The organism is Agromyces archimandritae, assembly GCF_018024495.1.
In the GTDB taxonomy this organism is placed as follows: Bacteria; Actinomycetota; Actinomycetes; order Actinomycetales; family Microbacteriaceae; genus Agromyces; species Agromyces archimandritae.
Window position 1 is genome coordinate 2,549,015 of sequence record NZ_CP071696.1, and the last position, 18,186, is coordinate 2,567,200.

The 18,186-nt window shown below is 73.8% G+C and carries 16 protein-coding genes, 1 pseudogene and 1 riboswitch; of the genes and pseudogenes, 8 read left to right on the forward strand and 9 right to left on the reverse strand.

Annotation, left to right across the window (positions count from 1 at the left end):
• The 3 genes and pseudogenes from G127AT_RS16145 to nagA all read right to left on the reverse strand — a co-directional run bounded on the left by G127AT_RS16145 (window position 1) and on the right by nagA (window position 3,384).
• Window positions 1–510, reverse strand: coding sequence for an Ig-like domain-containing protein (locus G127AT_RS16145; protein ID WP_244857553.1), 510 nt, complete (start codon window positions 508–510; stop codon window positions 1–3).
• Between the two features lie 800 nt (window positions 511–1,310).
• Window positions 1,311–2,066 (reverse strand): annotated as a pseudogene (locus G127AT_RS16395) (RNA polymerase sigma factor); the annotation flags it as partial.
• Between the two features lie 172 nt (window positions 2,067–2,238).
• Window positions 2,239–3,384, reverse strand: a complete 1,146-nt coding sequence (nagA, locus tag G127AT_RS11590; protein ID WP_210897043.1) for an N-acetylglucosamine-6-phosphate deacetylase — start codon at window positions 3,382–3,384, stop codon at window positions 2,239–2,241.
• Window positions 3,385–3,458: 74 nt separating this feature from the next.
• Window positions 3,459–3,540, forward strand: a riboswitch (ZMP/ZTP riboswitch).
• A 65-nt stretch (window positions 3,541–3,605) separates the two neighbouring features.
• Here nagA and glyA point away from each other — a divergent pair.
• The 3 genes from glyA to G127AT_RS11605 are packed head-to-tail and all read left to right on the forward strand — an operon-like array spanning window position 3,606 to window position 7,893.
• Complete coding sequence (glyA, locus tag G127AT_RS11595; protein ID WP_210897045.1) at window positions 3,606–4,877, forward strand: serine hydroxymethyltransferase; 1,272 nt, start codon at window positions 3,606–3,608, stop codon at window positions 4,875–4,877.
• Window positions 4,874–5,764 (forward strand): bifunctional methylenetetrahydrofolate dehydrogenase/methenyltetrahydrofolate cyclohydrolase, encoded by an 891-nt coding sequence (locus G127AT_RS11600; protein WP_210897047.1) that lies wholly within the window; start codon window positions 4,874–4,876, stop codon window positions 5,762–5,764. The genes glyA and G127AT_RS11600 overlap by 4 nt, the downstream gene beginning before the upstream one ends.
• Window positions 5,761–7,893 carry a DUF2207 family protein gene (locus tag G127AT_RS11605; protein WP_210897049.1) on the forward strand — a complete coding sequence of 711 codons (2,133 nt, stop codon included), beginning with the start codon at window positions 5,761–5,763 and terminating at the stop codon, window positions 7,891–7,893. Before G127AT_RS11600 ends, G127AT_RS11605 begins: the two co-directional genes overlap by 4 nt.
• A 120-nt stretch (window positions 7,894–8,013) precedes the next feature.
• On the opposite strand, the gene G127AT_RS11610 is transcribed toward G127AT_RS11605, so the two are convergent.
• Window positions 8,014–8,649, reverse strand: a complete 636-nt coding sequence (locus G127AT_RS11610) for a class I SAM-dependent methyltransferase (protein WP_210897051.1) — start codon at window positions 8,647–8,649, stop codon at window positions 8,014–8,016.
• A gap of 15 nt (window positions 8,650–8,664) precedes the next feature.
• On the reverse strand, window positions 8,665–9,201 hold the full coding sequence (locus G127AT_RS11615; RefSeq protein ID WP_210897053.1) for a gamma carbonic anhydrase family protein: 537 nt from the start codon (window positions 9,199–9,201) through the stop codon (window positions 8,665–8,667).
• A 512-nt stretch (window positions 9,202–9,713) separates the two neighbouring features.
• Between G127AT_RS11615 and G127AT_RS11620 the strand changes: the two genes are divergently transcribed.
• Both G127AT_RS11620 and G127AT_RS11625 read left to right on the forward strand, forming a co-directional pair.
• A complete protein-coding gene (locus G127AT_RS11620; RefSeq protein WP_210897055.1) occupies window positions 9,714–10,754 on the forward strand; it encodes a CPBP family intramembrane glutamic endopeptidase in 1,041 nt (346 codons plus the stop codon).
• Window positions 10,751–11,242, forward strand: coding sequence for a YbaK/EbsC family protein (locus G127AT_RS11625; protein ID WP_210897058.1), 492 nt, complete (start codon window positions 10,751–10,753; stop codon window positions 11,240–11,242). The genes G127AT_RS11620 and G127AT_RS11625 overlap by 4 nt, the downstream gene beginning before the upstream one ends.
• Before the next feature lie 26 nt (window positions 11,243–11,268).
• Here G127AT_RS11625 and G127AT_RS11630 read toward each other — a convergent pair whose 3' ends face one another.
• The 3 genes from G127AT_RS11630 to G127AT_RS11640 are packed head-to-tail and all read right to left on the reverse strand — an operon-like array spanning window position 11,269 to window position 13,812.
• Complete coding sequence (locus G127AT_RS11630; RefSeq protein WP_210897060.1) at window positions 11,269–11,535, reverse strand: hypothetical protein; 267 nt, start codon at window positions 11,533–11,535, stop codon at window positions 11,269–11,271.
• A gap of 1 nt (window position 11,536) precedes the next feature.
• The gene (galK, locus tag G127AT_RS11635) at window positions 11,537–12,694 is read right to left on the reverse strand and encodes a galactokinase (protein ID WP_210897061.1); all 1,158 of its coding nucleotides are present in this window, start codon (window positions 12,692–12,694) and stop codon (window positions 11,537–11,539) included.
• Window positions 12,691–13,812 carry a galactose-1-phosphate uridylyltransferase gene (locus tag G127AT_RS11640; RefSeq protein ID WP_210897063.1) on the reverse strand — a complete coding sequence of 374 codons (1,122 nt, stop codon included), beginning with the start codon at window positions 13,810–13,812 and terminating at the stop codon, window positions 12,691–12,693. The genes galK and G127AT_RS11640 overlap by 4 nt, the downstream gene beginning before the upstream one ends.
• A gap of 85 nt (window positions 13,813–13,897) precedes the next feature.
• On the opposite strand from G127AT_RS11640, the gene G127AT_RS11645 reads away from it, so the two are divergent.
• Together G127AT_RS11645 and G127AT_RS11650 are read left to right on the forward strand one after the other, a co-directional pair.
• Window positions 13,898–14,788: a DeoR/GlpR family DNA-binding transcription regulator gene (locus G127AT_RS11645; protein ID WP_210897066.1), complete on the forward strand. Its 891-nt coding sequence runs from the start codon at window positions 13,898–13,900 to the stop codon at window positions 14,786–14,788.
• Between the two features lie 9 nt (window positions 14,789–14,797).
• Complete coding sequence (locus tag G127AT_RS11650) at window positions 14,798–15,742, forward strand: aldose 1-epimerase family protein (RefSeq protein ID WP_210897068.1); 945 nt, start codon at window positions 14,798–14,800, stop codon at window positions 15,740–15,742.
• A gap of 45 nt (window positions 15,743–15,787) precedes the next feature.
• Here G127AT_RS11650 and G127AT_RS11655 read toward each other — a convergent pair whose 3' ends face one another.
• The gene (locus tag G127AT_RS11655) at window positions 15,788–16,966 is read right to left on the reverse strand and encodes a MarP family serine protease (RefSeq protein WP_244857554.1); all 1,179 of its coding nucleotides are present in this window, start codon (window positions 16,964–16,966) and stop codon (window positions 15,788–15,790) included.
• Between the two features lie 177 nt (window positions 16,967–17,143).
• Between G127AT_RS11655 and G127AT_RS11660 the strand changes: the two genes are divergently transcribed.
• Window positions 17,144–18,184, forward strand: a complete 1,041-nt coding sequence (locus tag G127AT_RS11660; protein WP_210902096.1) for an LLM class F420-dependent oxidoreductase — start codon at window positions 17,144–17,146, stop codon at window positions 18,182–18,184.
• The last annotated feature ends 2 nt before the right edge of the window (window positions 18,185–18,186 follow it).

Below are 18,186 nucleotides of genomic sequence, written 5' to 3' on the forward strand. Positions count from 1 at the left end.
TCACCCGACCTCGTGCCCCGGCTCCTCGGACGGGCCCGACGCCGGAGCGATGAGGGCCGTGCCGGCCGGCCCGGTGCGGTCGCCGACGACGTGCCGCACGGTCGCGCCGCTGAGCAGGGGGAGTGCGACGTGCGGGGCGGGCAGCGCCCGCGCCCACGGGCGGCCCCCGAACTCGGCGACGCCGGAGGCGTCGAGGGTGAGCGTCGTGGATCGGCCGTTCGAGAGGGTGAGGAGCACGTCGGCGCCGGGGGCGCCGGTGACCCGCAGCATCCACTCGCGGCCGCTGAGGTCGATGACCAAGCTCGGCGGCCCGGAGATCTCGACCTCCACGGTCGCGGCCGCAGAGACGGTGCCGGCTGCATCGGACTGACGCGCCTCGATGGTGTGGATGCCGGCGCCGAGCTCGTCGAGCACCGTGCTCCAGGCGCCGGCGGCGTCGGCGCGGGTCGTCCAGCTGCGTTCGGCGACCTGCAGTTCGACCACGGCGTCGGGTGCGGCGCTGCCGTGCACGAGAGGGTCGACGAGGCCGCCGCCGGTGTCGGCGCCGTGGATGCCGGGGGTCGCAGGGCCGGGGGCGATGGTCTCGGGCGAGGAGGGGGTTCGGGCTTCGACGGGCCGGGCGGGGCGACGACGATTCCGGGCAGGTCTTCGGGGTCGGACGCGGCGGGATCCTCCGTCTCACCGGGGCTGTCCGTCTCGCCGGAGTCGGCCGGGGCGGGCTCCGGGGCCTCGGGCCCGGGATCGACCGGGGCCGGGCCGGAGGGCTCTTCGGCGGCCGGGGGCGCCGTCTCGGCGGGCGGTTCCGCAGATGCCGCTTCCTCGGAGGCGGGCGGCTCGGCGGGTTCTGCGGGCACGATCGCTTCCGGGCCGGGGCCGGCCTCGGCCGAGATGCTCGGCGCGGATGCGGGCGAGGGCAGGTTCAGGGTCGCGGCCACAGTCGCTGCGGCGATGAAGACGCCGAGGAAGACGCCTGCGATCGAGCCAATCACTCCGGGCCCCGACGAGGCGGTGGATGCCGCGTGCGCCCCCGATCCCCGTGGCCGCAGCACCCCCGACGCGCCCGGCGCTCCCGACGCGCTCGCCGGGGCGGCGGCGCTGCCGGCCGTGGTCAGCACCGGCGACGGGCCGGCCTCGAAGACGATGGACGGCGGGGCGCCGGCGGCGACGGCATCCGCCGCCGCCTCGCCCCGGCGCATCCACTCGGCATATGCCGTCGCGGCCCCCGAACCGGCGACGAGCGGCAGAAGGGCCAGCGCGAGCCGGGAGCCCGTGGTGCGCGCTTCGGCCGCCGCGAGCGTGCAGTCGGTGCAGCCGTCCAGGTGCCCCTCGAGGCGGCGGACCTCGCGGGCGCCGAGGCGGCCGCGCACCCAGCCGGCGAGGCGGCCGACGGTCCACTCGCAGTCGGGGCGGCCCTCGACGGTGCGCAGGTGCGCGGTGATCCACGCCTGCCTGAGCCCCTCCCGGGCGCGGTAGGCGAGTGCCGAGGTGCTGTTCGGCGAGCGGCCGATGAGCAGCGCCGCGTCCTGCGGGCTCATGCCCTCGACCTCCGTGTACCAGAGGATCTCCTGCCAGCGCGGCGGAAGCGCCCGGAACGCCTGCGCGGCCGCGCTGCCGTCGAGGGCGACGAGCCAGGAGTCGTCGCCGCTCGCCGGGTCGGGCACGCTCTCGAGCGTATCGAGAGGGTGTTCGCGGCTCGCGCGGCCCCAGCCGGCGGCGGTGTTGCGAATGGTGGTGAACAGGTAGGGGCGGAACGCGTCGCGCGGCCCGCGACCGGAGAGCAGGGTCTGGTAGATGCGCGTGAAGGCCTCGGCTACGACATCGTCGGCGTCGAGCGAGGAGTAGGAGCGTGCGACCGTCCGGCCGGATGCCGCGTGGCGGCGCCACAGCTCGCCGTAGGCATCGCGATCGCCGGCGCGCGTACGGCTCAGCAGTTCGCGGTCCGAGAGCGCGAGCGCATCGGAGTCGGGCACGGCGCCTCCTCGGGTCGGAGTCCGGCATGGGGAGGCCGGGACACCATTCCAACAGATTTTCACGGAACCCGCGTCATGAATTCCCTCGAATGACATCTCTCTGGGTGACAGGGCGTTCAACCCCTGTCTGTCGGTGGGGGCGCCGACGCCCGGCCGGTCCGCGAGGGCCGGCCGGGAGTGGCAGGGTCCGGTGGAAAGGGAACAGGCTGCCGGACCCCGCCGGGGGGCCCACGGCCGAGGCTGCGGCCCGGTCGCGCGGGTTCGGCGATCAGCGCAGCCGCTCGCCCGCCGCCCACACCGCGCGCACCTCGAGCGCGTCGTCCAGCAGCACGGCGTCGGCCGCGTACCCCGCCTCGAGCCGGCCGAGATCGCGGGCGCGGCCGATCGCGGCCGCCGGCGTCTCGGTGAGGGCTCGCACGGCCTCGGGCAGTTCGATGCCGGCGACCTCGACGGCGAAGCGCAGCGCCTGATCCTGGGTGAGGGTCGAGCCGGCGATGGTCCCGTCGGCGAGGCGCGCCACGCCGGCATCCACTCGCACCTCGAGCCCCCCGAGCAGGTACTCGCCGTCTGAGGCACCGGCGGCGGCCATCGCGTCGGTGATGAGGGCGATGCGGCCGGGGGCTCCGGCGAAGGCGAGACGGACGACGTCGGGGTGCAGGTGGATGCCGTCGGCGATGACCTCGAGGGTGACATGGTCGGCGTGCATGGCCGCGAGCACGGGGCCCGGCGCCCGGTGGTGGATGCCGCGCATGCCGTTGAAGGCATGGGTCAGGATCGAGGCGCCCGCGTCGAAGGCGGCGAGGGCCTCGTCGAAGCCGGCGGCGGTGTGCCCGACGGCCACGCGCACGCCGGCGTCGGTGAAGCGGCCGATCGCGTCGGCGGCGCCCGGCAGTTCGGGGGCGAGGGTGATCTGCCGGAGGGTGCCGGCGGCGGCGTCGACGAGGGCGTCGGCGACGGCCGGCTCGGGGGCTGCGAGGAGCGCCGGATCGTGCGCGCCCTTGAACTCGGGGGCGAGGAAGGGGCCCTCGAGGTGGACGCCGAGCACGAGCGGGTCGGCGTCGGCGAGCCGGGCGATGCCGGCGAGGGAGTCGGCGAGGCGGGCGGGGGATGCCGTCACGAGCGAGATCACCGAGCGCGTCGTGCCCGCTGCGCGGTGCACCGCGAGGGCGCGCCCGATCCCCTCGGGGCCGTCGTCGAAGGCGGCGCCGCCGCCCCCGTGCCCGTGCAGGTCGATGAAGCCCGGGGTGAGGATCGCGCCCCCGGCATCCACCACCCGAGCGGCCGGCTCGTCCCGCCACGAACCGCCCGCGCCGGCATCGGCGATCACCGGCCCGTCGAAGCGCAACCAGGCGTCTGCGACGATGGTGCCGCCGCTGACCGCGAGGGCGGAGTGGATGACGGTCGTCTCGCTCATCACAGCCACTGTATTCGGGTCGCCCGCCCGATCCCGGCACGATCGCCGTATCCGCCGCGCCCCGTTGCTATGCTTGCCAGCGTCGCGACTGGCGTTGAGATGGAGACCCATCGGGGAGCGACTGGCACGGACCGACCGCACGCCTGGGCCGGGACGGACGCCTCGGGCGCGAGTCGCCGAGGCAGCATCCCGCAGGTCCGCATGTCACGAAGGAGCCAGTCTTGGCCGAGTCCGTCTTCACCCAGCCGCTTTCCGCCGTCGATCCCGAGATCGCCGAAGTCCTCGAACTCGAACTCGGTCGCCAGCGCGACTACCTCGAGATGATCGCGAGCGAGAACTTCGTGCCCGTCTCGGTCCTGCAGTCGCAGGGGTCCGTCCTCACCAACAAGTACGCCGAGGGCTACCCCGGTCGCCGCTACTACGGCGGCTGCGAGTACGTCGACATCGCCGAGAACCTCGCCATCGAACGCGCCAAGTCGCTCTTCGGCGCCGAATACGCGAACGTGCAGCCGCACTCCGGCGCCACCGCCAACGCCGCCGTGCTCTCGGCCATCACCACCCCCGGCGACACCATCCTCGGCCTCGAACTCGCCCACGGCGGCCACCTCACCCACGGCATGAAGCTGAACTTCTCGGGCAAGCTGTACAACGCCGTCGCCTACGGCGTCGACCCCGAGACCATGCTCGTCGACATGGACCGGGTGCGGGATGCCGCGCTCGAGCACAAGCCGCAGGTCATCATCGCCGGGTGGTCGGCCTACCCCCGCCACCTCGACTTCGCCGCGTTCCGCGCGATCGCCGACGAGGTCGGCGCGAAGCTCTGGGTCGACATGGCGCACTTCGCCGGACTCGTCGCCGCCGGCATCCACCCCTCGCCCGTGCCCTACGCCGACGTCGTCTCCTCGACCGTGCACAAGACCATCGGCGGCCCGCGCTCCGGCTTCATCGTCAGCCGCGACACCGAACTGGCCAAGAAGCTGAACTCGAACGTCTTCCCCGGCCAGCAGGGCGGCCCCCTGATGCACGTCATCGCCGCCAAGGCGACCGCGTTCAAGATCGCCGCGAGCGACGAGTTCCGCGACCGCCAGGAGCGCACCCTCCGCGGCGCCCGCATCCTCGCCGAGCGCCTCACCGCCGAGGACTCCCGTTCCGCCGGCATCGACGTCCTCACCGGCGGCACCGACGTGCACCTCGTCCTCGCCGACCTCCGCAACTCGAAGATCGACGGCAAGCAGGCCGAAGACCTCCTGCACGACGCCCTCATCACCGTCAACCGCAACGCGGTGCCCTTCGACCCGCGCCCGCCGATGGTGACCTCCGGCCTCCGCATCGGCACGCCCGCCCTGGCCACCCGCGGCTTCGGCGACGCCGAGTTCACCGAGGTCGCCGACATCATCGCCCTCGCCCTGCAGGGCTCCGACACGGCCGCGCTGCGCTCGCGCGTCGAAGCCCTCACGAGCGCCTTCCCGCTCTACCCCGGGCTCCAGCAGTGACGGCCGCCAGGCTCGACGGGCTCGCCGCGGCCGCCGCGGTCAAGGCCGACGTCGCCCGGCGCGTCGCCGCCCTCCGCGAGCGGGGCGTCGTTCCGGGGCTCGGCACCCTGCTCGTCGGCGACGACCCGGCATCCCGTTCCTACGTGACCGGCAAGCACCGCGACACCGCCGAGGTCGGCATGCACTCCGTGCGCGAGGAGCTGCCGGCGACCGCCTCGCAGGCCGAGATCCTCGCCGCCGTCGACCGGCTGAACGCAGACCCCGCCGTCACCGCGTTCATCGTGCAGCTGCCGCTGCCCGACGGCATCGACGAGAACACCGTGCTCGAAGCCGTCGACCCCGACAAGGACGCCGACGGCCTGCACCCGACGAACCTCGGCCGCCTCGTCCTCGGCGTCGACCCCGCCACGGCCGTGCCGGCTCCGCTGCCGTGCACGCCCGCCGGCATCCTCGAACTGCTCGCACAGAACGAGGTGCCGGTCGCCGGCAAGCACGTCGTCGTCCTCGGCCGCGGCATCACGGTCGGCCGCCCGCTCGGCCTCCTCCTCACCCGCAAGGGCACCGACGCGACCGTGACCCTCACGCACTCCCGCACCCCCGACCTCGCGGCCGAAGTGCGCCGGGCCGATGTGGTCGTCGCCGCCGTCGGCGTGCCCCACCTCGTGAAGCCCGACTGGGTGAAGCCCGGCGCGGCCGTCCTCGACGTCGGCGTCACCCGCGTCGGCACCACCGAGTCCGGCAAGGCGAAGCTCGCCGGCGACGTCGACCCGGGCGTCGCCGACGTCGCCGGGTTCCTCTCGCCGAACCCCGGCGGGGTCGGGCCCATGACGCGGGCGCTGCTGCTGCGCAACGTCGTCGACGCCGCCGAGCGCTCGGTTCCGGCATGACCCGGCGGCAGCACCTGCTCGGCGCGATCCTCGGGGCGCTCGGCGTCATCGGGGTGCTCGCGGGACCGGCGGCGCCGGCCGCCGCGGCTCCGGGCGCGCTCGACGCGCCGGCCGCTGCCCGGGCCGCCGTGACGCCCGCCGCGGTCGCGGCTCCCGCCGCCCTCGTCGCTCCGGCGGCGGCCGCTTCGGTCGAGGACTTCGTCTTCTCCTCCCTCGAGGTCGACTACTACCTCTCCCGGGCCGAGATCCGCGACACCGCCGAACTGCTCGTCGTCGAACGCTTCGTCGCCGAGTTCCCGAACCGCGATCAGAACCGCGGCATCATCCGCAGCATCCCGAACCGCGACGGGGCGAAGAGCCTCGGGCTCCGGGTCGTCGGCGTCACCGACGGCGAGGGCGGCGATGTGCCGTACACGATCGACGAGGAGGCGCCGAGCGACGTCACCCGCCTCGTCATCGACGACGACGCCTACAAGCACGGGCCGACCGTGTACGAGATCACGTATCGGATGAGCGAGGTCGCCCGTTCCTTCGCCGACGGCGACGAGTTCTTCCCCGACGTCAACGGAACCGAGTGGGCCCAGTCCTTCGAGCGCGTCACCGCCCGCCTGCACGTCGCCGGCGAGACGTCGACCGCGTACCCGGATGCGCCGGATGCCCGTGATCCCGCCGCCCTCGACGGACTGCTGGACGGCCGGGCGGACTGCCTCACGGGCACGCAGGGCGCGCGCGGCGGCGCCTGCGAGATCGCCGAACCCGTCACGGGCGCCGCGGACTGGCCGGCGGACGCCGCCTCCCGACCCGCGACGGAAACCGTCGTCGAGGTCACCGCGGGCCCCCTCGTACCCGGTGAGAACCTCTCCTTCGTCGTCGGATTCGAACCCGGCACCTTCGCCCGGCCCGAAACCGCCGGCGAGACCGTCGCGGCGCACGTGCTCGCCCTGATCGCGGCCGTCCTCGCCGTTGCGACCCTCGCCGGCATGCTCATCGTGCGCGTCCGCGACCGCCTGGCCCTGCCTCGGCCTCGCATCGTCCAGTACACGCCGCCGAAGGACGTGCCGCTCCGCGTCGCCGCCTTCGTGCTGAACCGGCCGAACCGGTTGCTGCCCTCGGTCGTGACCGACGCCGCCGTCCGCGGCCTCCTCGAGTTCCGCACCCGCCCGGGTACCGTGCGCAGCACCGATCCGCACGACCACTGGCTCGCCCGGCGCGTCGACCCGAGCGAGCAGGGCGCCGACGACGAGGCCCTGCTCCGTGCGCTCTTCGGCTCCGGGCCGACCCCGAAGACGAAGATCCGCCTCGACCGCATCAGCCGGCAGCGCGGCGAACGCATCGAGGAATACCGCGTCGCCAGTCGTGTCATGGCCGAAGACCTCGGCTACGTCGCCGGCCGCCGTACGGGCCTCGTCGCGGCCGCCGTCTGCGCCCTGGTCGTCTCCGGTCTGCTCGCCGCGTTCGTCGCCGCCTTCGCCGACGACGGCTGGATCTCCTGGTCGCTGGCCGCACCCACCGCTGCCGTCGTCTTCGTGTGCGCGGTCGTCGCGTTCCTGCTGCGTCCCTCGGCCGTGCGGCTGAGCCCGGCCGGGCACGAGCTCGTCCAGTATCTGGCGGGGATGCGCGAGTACATCCGCATCGCCGAGGCCGAGCGGCTGCGCATGCTGCAGTCGCCGACGACGGCGGAGGAACGCCGCGTCGGCGGCCTGCTGCCCTCGGACGCGGTGCGCGCGGGGGCCTCCGGCAGCGCGTCGGTGCCGGCCGGTGCGCCGGCCGAGGCCGGGGGCGCGCGCATCGGCGTGCTCGCGGCCGGCTGCGAGAGCCCCGAACTCGTCCGATTGCACGTCTACGAGCGGATGCTGCCCTACGCCATCCTCTTCAAGCAGGAGAAGCAGTGGGCGCGCGTGCTCGCCGAGCTCGGGGCGGCCCCCGAGGCGGACGCCTCGAACGCGGCACTCGTCTCCGTCGCCGCGCAGGGCGCTTTGGTGCACATGATCGTCGCCGCGTCCGCAGCACCCCCGGTCGACGGTGCGAGCGGCAGCGGGTCCGACGGCGGCGCCGTCTCCTCGGGCTTCAGCGTGGGCGGCGGATTCTCGGGCGGCGGCTTCGGCGGCGGCGGAGGCGGCGGCCGGTAGGCGGTCTCGGGCGGTCTCGGGCGGGCGGGTGCGCGGTCCGGGTTCGCCGGTGGATGCCGTGGCGCCCGGCTCGCCGGGCTCAGCCGAGGCGAGTTCGCCGGTGGATGCCGTGGCGCCCGGTCAGCCGGTGCGGCGGGCGAAGAGCACGGCGTCGTCCGCATGCTGCGGGCCGGCGCCGTGGTCGAGGATGCGGGCTCGCTCCTCGGCGGCGAGCACCTCGAACCCGGGCGGCAGCAGCCGTGCGATATCGGCGGCGAAGAACATCGCACGCCGCTGCGGGCCGTCGGCGTGGCGGTGCTCGCCCGTGGGCGCGTGGCCGACGACGAGCAGATGCCCGCCGGGGACGACGGCCGCCGCCAGGCGCGGCAGTACCTCGGCCATGCGCCCGGCGGCCGGGTGCAGGTAGTGGCTCGTGACGAGGTCCCACCGGCGCTCGCCGGGGTCGAAGTCGCGGGCGTCCACCCGCATCCACTCGACGCGCTCGGCGACGCCGGCGGCTTCGGCGGCACGTGCCGCACGGGCGAGCCCGTTCGCGGAGAAGTCGGCGCCCGTGACCTGCCAGCCGCGGGCAGCGAGCCAGAGCACGTCGCCGCCTTCGCCGCAGCCCATGTCGAGGGCGGTTCCGGGCGTCAGGTCCGCAGCGGCGGCCTCGAGCTGCGGGTTCGCCGAGCCGGCCCACACCCGCCCGTCGCCGGCGTAGCGCTCCTCCCATGAGGCGGGTTCGAACACCGCGCTCGGGTCGTCGTCGTCGCTCATCGGTGGTCCGCCGTCTCAGTCGACCGGGCTCTGGTGCACGCGCGCGAGCTCGAGATAGTGGGCGGCGTTGCGCTGGAGCCCTTCGCGTTCGGCGGCGCTCAGCTCACGGCGGACCTTCGCGGGAACGCCGGCGACGAGCGAGCCCGGCGGAACCTGCGTGCCCTCGAGCACGACCGCGCCCGCCGCGACGAGCGAGCCTGCCCCGATGACGACGCCGTTCATGACGGTCGCGCTCATGCCGATGAGGCAGTCGTCCTCGATCGTGCAGCCGTGCAGCACCGCACGGTGCCCGACCGAGACGCCCTCGCCGACCGTCAGCGGGAAGCCCGCGTCGACGTGCCCGGCGACGCCGTCCTGCAGATTGGATCGCGCCCCGATCGTGATCCGTTCGGCCTCTGCGCGCAGCACCGCGTTGTACCAGACGCTCGCTTCGGCGCCGAGATGCACATCGCCGACGATCACGGCACCGGCCGCGACGAAGGCGCTCTCATCGAGCTCGGGAGCGGCGATACCGGCGAGCGGCAGAACATGGGCGGAGGGATCGGCGGTCATGGCCCCAGCCTAAGGTGTGCCCCTCCGCGCCGGCCCTCCGCCCCGGCCCCCGACCCTCCGCCCCCGCCCCCGACCCTCCGCCCGGGCCCTCTACGCGGTGGCGGCATCCGCTGCCGCCACCGTTCCGGAGATCGCCACGGTTCCGGATGGAGCGAGCTGAATCCATCCGAATCCGTGGCGATCTCCGATTCCGTGGCGGTGGCCGCGACGACGCCTGCGGCATCCGCTGCCGCCACCGTTCCGGAGATCGCCACGGATTCGGATGGAAGGAGCTGGATCCATCCGAATCCGTGGCGATCTCCGATTCCGTGGCGATGGCGATGGCGATGGCGATGGTGATGGCGGCGGCGGCGGCGTCGCGCGAGGCTCCACCACTGCGCAGCCGTCGCGCGGACTCCACCACTGCACTGCCGTCGAGCGGGGCCACCACTGCGCAGCCGTCGCGCAGCGCTCCACCGCGGCGGCGCGGCCGATACGCTGGGTCCGCCGTCCGAGCTCGATGAGGAGACCCGATGATCCCCGCACCAGACTCCGCCCAGCAGGTCCCGGCCCCGCGACCTTTCGTGCCGCAGCGACCCTCGCGCCCCGCCTGGCTCGGGCCGCTCGTCTTCTCGGCGCTCGCGATCGCGCTCGCGTGGCTCGTGGCTTCGCCCCTCTTCGTCACCGGCGGCCTCGCGAGCCCGGTGTTCCCGCTCATCGCGATGCTGGTCATGCTGACCCCGGGCGCCTCGGCGCTCATCACCGTGCGCTTCGTCGAGGGGCGTCGCGGAGTCTGGCGCGCCCTCGGGGCCTGGCCGTTGCGACCGGTCGGCCGCCTCTTCGCCTGGCTCGGGATCGCGCTGGGCGTGTGCCTCGCGCTCGTGTTCGCCGCGCTTCCGCTCGGCGTGCTGTTCGGCGTCTACGAGGCGGACTTCGCCGGCTTCGGCTTCTTCGCCGAGCAGATCACGGCCCAGCTCGCGGCGAGCGGCGCCGGGGGCTTCCCGCTGCCGATCGCGCTGCTCGTCGGCCTGCAACTGGCGATGATCGTGCCGGGCTCGCTCGTGAACATGCTCCCGGCCTTCGGCGAGGAACTCGGGTGGCGCGGATACCTGTATCCGAGCCTCCGCAGGCTCGGCGTCGTGCCGGCGATCCTCGTCTCGGGGGTGATCTGGGGCGTCTGGCATGCACCGCTGCTGCTGCTCGGCTACAACTACCCGGGGGTGGATCCGCTGGTGGCGATCGCGTCGATGTGCGGCATGTGCATCGTCATGGGCGGTGTGCTCGCCTGGGTGCGGGAGCGCAGCGGATCCGTCTTGCCGGCAGCGCTCGGGCACGGGGCGATCAACGCCTCGGCCGGCACCGTGTTCCTCTTCGCCGCGGCGGGGTCGAGCGTCGACCCGACCCAGGCGGGGCTGCTCGGGTGGTCCGGGTGGATCGTGCCGCTCGTGCTCGTGGCGGTGCTCGTGGCGACGGGCCTGTTCCGCGGCCCGCGCGAGCAGAGGCCGGGTGCGGATGCCGCGCAGCCCGCGAGCGGCGGTGCCGGCGAAGCGGCTGCCGTAGGATCCGACGCATGAGCACTCCCTCGCACCCCGCCGTCGACCGCGTCATCGAAGCCCTCGCCGGCAACGGGCTGGCCCCGGAGATCCGGTGGCTCGGCGACGCCGTGACGACGGCGCAGCTCGCGGCGGATGCGATCGGCGTCGAGGTCGGGCAGATCGCCAACTCGCTCGTGTTCACCCTCGATGGGGAGCCGATCCTCGTGCTCACGAGCGGCGCCCACCGGGTCGACACGGCCTGGCTCGGGGAGCGGATCGGCGGCACGATCGGGCGTGCGTCGAAGGAGCTCGTGAAGCAGGCCACCGGCCAGGTCATCGGCGGGGTCGCCCCGCTCGGGCATCCGGCGCCGGTGCGGACGTTCGTCGACACCGCGCTCGCCGCCTATGACGAGGTGTGGGCGGCCGCCGGGCACGCGAAGACCGTGTTCCCGACGAGCTTCGACGAACTGGTGCGGATCACGGGCGGCACGCCCACCGCCGTCGAACCCGACGCGGCTGCAGCGTAGGCGACGCCCCGGAGCCCGCGCTGCCGTCAGGCGGGTTCCGGCGTCGGCCGGCGCCGGTGCCGGAGTTCGCGCAGCCCGTCGGCGCTGCCGCCCTCGCCGGTTTTCACGCCGCCGTCGGCGATCCAGCCGTGCCGTTCGTAGAAGCGGATCGCGCGGGTGTTGCCGTCGAGCCCGTCGAGGATCTCACGGGAGACGATGCCCCGGTACGCCGCACGCCAGGAGGCGACGTGCACGGCGGCGACTCCGGCCGCGTCTTCGGGGCGTGCCTGACGCGCACGCAGTCCGTCGGTCATCTCATCGCTCCCGCCGTGCACCGGCCGAGGGGCGCACGGTGAACACGGCCGGTTCGGCGTAGCCCTCTTCGGCGAAGGCGCGGACGACGGCGCGTTCGAGCACCGGGACGAGGGGGTCGACGACGAGTGCGATCGCCGAACCGCCGAAGCCTCCGCCTGTCATGCGGGCCCCGATCGCGCCCGTGGCCTGCGCGGTCCCGACGGCGAGGTCGAGTTCCGGGGTGGAGATCTCGAAGTCGTCGCGGAGGGAGGCGTGGGAGGCGTCGAGGTACGGGCCGATCGCGGTCGGGCCGTCCGAGCGCAGAGCCCGGACGGTGTCGAGCACGCGCCCGTTCTCGGTGACGATGTGACGGACGCGGCGGAAGGTCTCATCGTCCAGCACCTCGGCCGCGCGTGCGAGGTCGTCGGGGCCGAGTTCGCGCAGCGAGGCGACGCCGAGGCTCCGGGCGCCGGCCTCGCACGATGCGCGCCGTGCGGCGTAGCCGCCGGTGGCGTGCTCGTGGGTGACGCGCGTGTCGATCACGAGCAGCGAGAGCCCGTCGGCGGAGAAGCCGAGCGGCACCGTGGCCGCTTCGAGGGAGCGGCAGTCGAGGAAGACGGCCGCATCCGCTTCGGCGAGGAGCGAGGCGGACTGGTCCATGATCCCCGTCGGCGCGCCGACGACGCGGTTCTCGGCGAGCTGCCCGGCGCGGGCGAGGTCGGCTCGGTTCAGGCCGAGCGCCCAGTGCTCGTCGAGGGCGAGCGCGAGGGCCGCCTCGAGGGCGGCCGATGACGACAGCCCGGCCCCGGCGGGCACGTCGCTCTCGATGTGCACGTCGACGCCGCGGCGCCCGGCCGGCGGCGCGCCGAGTTCGCCGAGCGCCCAGACGAGCCCGAGCGGGTAGGTGTGCCAGCCCGCCCCGGCGTCGGGGTCGATCGTGTCGAGCGAGAACTCCGCCGCCCCGTCCGCGAACCCCGTGGTCACGCGCACGAGCCGGTCCTCGCGCGGCGCGAGGGCGACGGCGGTTCGCCGGTCGATGCCGAAGGGCAGCACGAAGCCCTCGTTGTAGTCGGTGTGCTCGCCGATGAGGTTCACGCGCCCGGGTGCGGACCAGACGCCGGCGGCCTGCCGCCCGTGCCGTTCGGCGAAGGCGGCGACGGTTCGATCCGTGAGGGTCATCGGGTGCTCCGTTCGACGGCGGCGCGCAGGGCCTCGGCCTGCGCCTCGGGTTCGATGTCGCCGACCCAGGCTCCCATGGCGGCCTCGGACCCGGCGAGGTACTTCAGCCGGTCGGCGCCGCGTCGGGGGCTCGTCAGCTGCAGCATGAGCCGTATCCCGTCGCGGCCGCGGTGCACGGGGGCCTGATGCCAGGCGGCGATGTAGGGCGTCGGCGTCTCGTAGAGGGCGTCGATGCCGCGGAGCAGCCTGAGGTAGAGGCCGGCGAGTTCGTCGCGTTCGTCGAGGCTCGTCGCCGCGAAGTCTGGCACGTGGCGGTGGGGGAGGAGGTGGACCTCGATCGGCCAGCGGGCGGCGAAGGGCACGAACGCCGTCCAGTGGCGGCCGGCGAGCACGACGCGCGGCCCGCCGCGCTCGCGTTCGAGCAGTTCGGCGAAGAGGCCGGGCCCGACCGCGTCGACGGCCGCGAGGAGTCGCTCGGTTCGCGGCGTCACGTAGGGGTAGGCGTAGATCTGCCCGTGCGGATGCCCGAGGGTCACGCCGATCTCGCGCCCGCGGTTCTCGAAGGGGAAGACCTGCTCGACGCCCGGCAGCGCCTGGAGGGCGGCCGTGCGTTCCGCCCACGCCTCGATGACGGTGCGGGCCCGCGAGGCGGTCTGCGTGCCGAAGGATCCTTCGGTGTCGGGGCTGAAGCACACGACCTCGCAGCGGCCGAAGGCGGGGCGGGATCGTTCGAAGCCGATGCGGGTGAGTTCGCCGGCTTCGCTGCTCGCGGCATCCGCCGCCGGCAGCCCCGGCCCGAACGACGGCGTGCGGTTCTCGAAGACGGCCACGTCGTAGCGGGCGGGGACCTCGGACGGATTGCCCGGGCTCTGCGGGGCGAGTGGGTCGAGTTCGGCCGGCGGCAGCACGACCCGGTGCTGGCGCGCGGAGGCGATGGCGATCCACTCGCCGGTCAGCACGTCCTGCCGCATGCGCGCGGTCGCGGGGCGTTCGGGCAGCGCTCGGGCGTCGATCGCGCGCTCGGGCGGGAGGCTCGTGTCGGCGTCATCGAAGTACCAGAGCTCGCGCCCGTCGGCGAGCCGGGCCTCGTGCCGGTTGATGCGTGCGTCGCGTTCCACGGGGACACCCTACGCGGATTTTCGCTTTCGAAACAAATCGGCTTTCGAACTGGAAAATACGGCGAGGAACGGCGAGGATGTTCGCATGTCCACCGATCCCCCCTCGCGCCGAGCGATGATGGTCGACCTCATCGTCCACCGCGGCTTCGCGAGCGTCATCGAGTTGAGCGAGAACTTCGGCGTGACGACCGTGACGGCTCGCAGCGACCTCGACAGTCTCGAACGCGACGGCTCGGTGCGCCGGGTGCACGGCGGGGCGGTGCCGGTGGATGCCGCGGGCCGCCCCGAGCGGGAGCCGAGCTTCGAAGAGGCCCTCGAAGCCTCCGTCGTCCCGAAACGGCGCATCGCGCTCGCCGCGGCCGCGATGGTCCGAAGCGGCCAGAGCATCATCCTCGACGTGGGCACGACGACCCACGCGATCGCCCGCGCCCTGCGCGAGCGCGACGAGCTCGACGACGTCACGATCGTCACCAACGGCCTCTCCATCGCCCTCGAGCTCGAAGCCGAGATCCCGCGCTTCACCGTCGTGGTCACCGGCGGCACGCTGCGCCCGCGCCAGCACTCGCTCGTGCAGCCGCTCGCGGGCACCGTGCTCGACGAGGTGCACGTCGATCTCGCGTTCATCGGCTGCAACGGGGTGGATGCCGCGGGCGGCGTCACGAACGCCAACCTGCCCGAGGCGGCAGTCAAAGCGCACATGCTGCGCCGCGCCGCCCGGCGCATCGTCGTCGCCGACGGGTCGAAGCTCGGGGACGTGCACCTCGGCCGCATCGGCCCGGTCGAGGCGTTCGATCTGCTCATCACCGACGAACGCGCCTCGGCGGACCTGATCGACGATCTCGGGGACGCCGGGCTCGAGGTCGTCCGCGCCGGCGACGCGCCGAACCCCGACGCACTGACCCCCGACGCGCCGAGCCCCGACGTGCCCTCCGAGAGCCCCGTTCCGGTCGGTGCCGGCACGTCCGGCACGCCGTAGGCTGTCGGCATGACCGACCCGACCGGCGAACAGTTCGAACTCGTCACCGAGACCGCCAGCGGGCGGCTCCGCGCGACCGTCACGGCCGTGGCCGCCGGCATCCGGGAGCTGCAGCTCGAGGGGGTGGATCTCGTCGCGTCGTTCTCCGCCGACCGAGTGCCGCCGAGCGGGGCCGGCATCGTCCTCGTGCCGTGGCCGAACCGCATCCGCGACGGCCGCTGGGAGCACGACGGAACCGTCCACCAGCTCGCGATCACCGAACCGGCACTGCACAACGCCATCCATGGCCTGCTGCGCTACACCGAGTACCGGCAGATCGCCCGCGAACCGGAATCGGTCACCCTCGCCGCGACGGTCTATCCGCAGCTCGGCTACCCGTACCTGCTCGGCACGGCCGTCCACTACGAACTCGACTCCGACGGACTGAAGGTCACCCATCTCGTCGAGAACCTCGGCGCGGAGGCGGCGCCGGTCGCCGTGGGCACCCACCCGTTCCTGAAGATCGGCGATGTGCCGACCGACTCGCTCACCCTCACCCTGTCGGCCGAGAGCCATTTCGAGGTCGACGACCGCCTGCTCCCGACCGGCGAGGTGCCCGTCGAGGGCACGGAGTGGGACCTGCGCGAGGGTCGCACGGTCGGGCAGCTGCACCTGGACGACGCCTTCGGCAAGACCTGGGCGGATGCCGACACCGGCCGCATCGAGCACACGCTGTCGGCCCCCGACGGTCGAAGCGTCTCGATCACGGCCGACCCCGATTTCGCGTTCGTGCAGGTGTACACGACGCGGGGGTTCCCCGGCGAGGACGGCGACACGGCGATCGCGATCGAGCCGATGACCGCGCCGGCCGATGCGTTCAATTCCGGCCGCGGCCTACGCTGGCTCGGACCGGGCGAGCAGTGGGAGCTCTCCTGGGGGATCCGCTTCGCCGGGTTCACGCCCGCCGAGCGCTGAGACGCTGCCTCGTTCCGAGGCGGGTCTCGGCGCGAAGCGCCGGCCTCAGCCCACGCAGCTGCCCGAACCGACCTGCTCGCTGAGCGACGGCGCCTCTGCGGCCAGCGGCGCCAGCTCCGACATCGGCACCGCATAGCCGACGTTGTCGACCGTCTCCGACTTGGCGAAGATCACGCCGGCGACGTCGCCGTCCATCGTCAGCAGCGGCCCGCCCGAGTTGCCGTGCTGCACGGTCGCGGCGAGCGTGATGACCTCCCGCGACGACTGCACGCCGTCGGATTCGACGAGGAGCGAGCCGGTGGACATCACTTCGGCCGCGCCGAGGGTGAACGGGCCGCCGAAGGGGTAGCCGGCGACGGCTGCGGGCGATCCGTCGCCGAGGGCGTCGGCGAGGTCGAGGGCGTCGGCGTCGAGGCCCGGTGCGGCGATGACGGCGAGGTCGTGCTCGGGGTCGAAGGCGACGACGCGGCCGGCGACGGGATCTTCGCCGGGGGCTTCGATGATGGGTTCGTCGACGCCGGCGACGACGTGCGCGTTCGTGACGACCCGGTCGTCGGCGACGACGAATCCCGAGCCCGACAGGTTCTGCCCGCACTGGAAGGCGTTGCCGGTGACCCGCACGACCGAGTCGGTCGCGGTGACGAGCGCGGGGTTGTCGAGGGCGAAGTCGGGCAGGGCGGGCGCGGTCTTCGGCCCGCCGAGCACTTCGGTCAGCCACGGCAGCGCCTGCTCGGTCGCGGCGCCGCGCACCTCGGCGATGAAGCGCTGGGCGGGTTCGGGGGTGATCGCCTCGATGCTCCGCAGCACCCATGACGACGACAGTGCCGGCGAGAGCACGGGCACGGCCATCGCCCGCACGCCCGTGCCGACGAGCATGACGACGAGGGCGGTGACGAGCAGGTTGCCGACGGCGCCGAGGATGCGGTCCAGCATCCCGAGCTTGACGGCCTTCGCCCCGCGTCGCAGTGTTCGGCCGACGGCCGCGCCGAGCCAGCTGCCGATGATGAGCAGCAGCACGGCGACCGCGATGGATGCCGCGACGCGCCACTCGGGGAACGGGATCCACGACATCGTCAGCGGCATGACGAAGAACGCGGCGATGCCGCCGGCGACGAGCCCGACGAGGCCGGCCGCGGTGCGCAGGAGCCCGGCGCGGAACCCGTTGACGAGCGCGCCGATGAAGACGAGGACGATGACGACGTCGATGAGCAGGGTCCAGGCCACGGGCGGGTCCTCTCGGGCGGAGCGGGGGTTCCAGCCTCGCGCACGATCCTCCACGAGCGCTGGGGGATACCGGCGGGTTCCCTTGTGGCTTCCGGCATCCATCGTCGGCGGATGCGCGGGGTTCGGGTAGGGTGCTGACCGCTGGCCGTGCCGCCGCGCACGGCAGGAGGGATCGTGATGCGCGTCGGAATGATGCTGAACTACGCGGGCGGCTTCCGCGAGGCCGCGGACGAGGTCGCCCGGCTCGAGGAGGCCGGCGTGGACCTCGTGGTGGTGCCGGAGGCGTACTCCTTCGATGCGGTGAGCCAGCTCGGCTTCCTCGCCGCCCGCACGAGCCGGATGGAGCTGGCCAGCGGCATCCTGCAGACGTACACGCGCACGCCGACGCTCACCGCGATGACGGCCGCCGGCCTCGACTTCGTTTCGGACGGCCGCTTCACGCTGGGGCTCGGCGCGTCGGGCCCGCAGGTCGTCGAGGGCTTCCACGGGGTGCCGTACGACGCGCCGCTGACCCGGATGCGCGAGATCATCGAGATCTGCCGCATGGTGTGGCGTCGCGAACCGGTCGTCTACGAGGGCCGCAAGTACCGCATCCCGTTGCCGGAGGGCGAGGGCACGGGCCTCGGCAAGCCGCTGAAGCTCATCAACCGTCCGGTGCGCGAGCGCATCCCGATCATCGTCGCCGCGCTCGGTCCGAAGTCGGTGGCGCAAACCGCCGAACTCGCCGAGGGCTGGCAGCCGATGTTCTTCAGCCCCGAGGGCGCCGATGCCGTATGGGGCGGGCCGCTTGCGGCGGGCCTGGCGAAGCGCGATCCGTCCCTCGGGCCGCTGGATGTGATCGCGGCCCCGCCGTTGGCGATCACCGACGCGCCCGAGCGCGCCTACCCCTTCGTGAAGCCGACCCTCGCGCTCTATATCGGCGGTATGGGCGCGCGCGGCAAGAACTTCTACCACGAGCTCTTCACCGGCTTCGGGTACGGGGCCGAGGCCGATCGCATCCAGGACCTCTACCTCGACGGCCGCAAGGACGAGGCGATCGCCGCCGTCACCGACGAGATGGTCCGCGCGGTCTCGCTCATCGGTCCGCCCGCCGAGATCGCCGACCGTGTCGCGGCCTTCCGCGAGGCGGGCGTGACGACCCTCGCGGTGACGACGCTCGCGCAGACGGGCGAGGAGCGCGTGCGGCTCATGTCGGCCTTCCGCGAGATCGTCGGCTGACG

Bases quoted from the DNA above. Each gene is read 5' to 3' on its own strand.
- nagA (WP_210897043.1), bottom strand. From the start codon at position 3,384: ATGAGCGAGACGACCGTCATCCACTCCGCCCTCGCGGTCAGCGGCGGC.
- G127AT_RS11605 (WP_210897049.1), top strand. From the start codon at position 5,761: ATGACCCGGCGGCAGCACCTGCTCGGCGCGATCCTCGGGGCGCTCGGC.
- G127AT_RS11610 (WP_210897051.1), bottom strand. From the start codon at position 8,649: ATGAGCGACGACGACGACCCGAGCGCGGTGTTCGAACCCGCCTCATGG.
- G127AT_RS11615 (WP_210897053.1), bottom strand. From the start codon at position 9,201: ATGACCGCCGATCCCTCCGCCCATGTTCTGCCGCTCGCCGGTATCGCC.
- G127AT_RS11620 (WP_210897055.1), top strand. From the start codon at position 9,714: ATGATCCCCGCACCAGACTCCGCCCAGCAGGTCCCGGCCCCGCGACCT.
- G127AT_RS11625 (WP_210897058.1), top strand. From the start codon at position 10,751: ATGAGCACTCCCTCGCACCCCGCCGTCGACCGCGTCATCGAAGCCCTC.
- G127AT_RS11630 (WP_210897060.1), bottom strand. From the start codon at position 11,535: ATGACCGACGGACTGCGTGCGCGTCAGGCACGCCCCGAAGACGCGGCC.
- galK (WP_210897061.1), bottom strand. From the start codon at position 12,694: ATGACCCTCACGGATCGAACCGTCGCCGCCTTCGCCGAACGGCACGGG.
- G127AT_RS11645 (WP_210897066.1), top strand. From the start codon at position 13,898: ATGTCCACCGATCCCCCCTCGCGCCGAGCGATGATGGTCGACCTCATC.
- G127AT_RS11650 (WP_210897068.1), top strand. From the start codon at position 14,798: ATGACCGACCCGACCGGCGAACAGTTCGAACTCGTCACCGAGACCGCC.
- G127AT_RS11660 (WP_210902096.1), top strand. From the start codon at position 17,144: ATGCGCGTCGGAATGATGCTGAACTACGCGGGCGGCTTCCGCGAGGCC.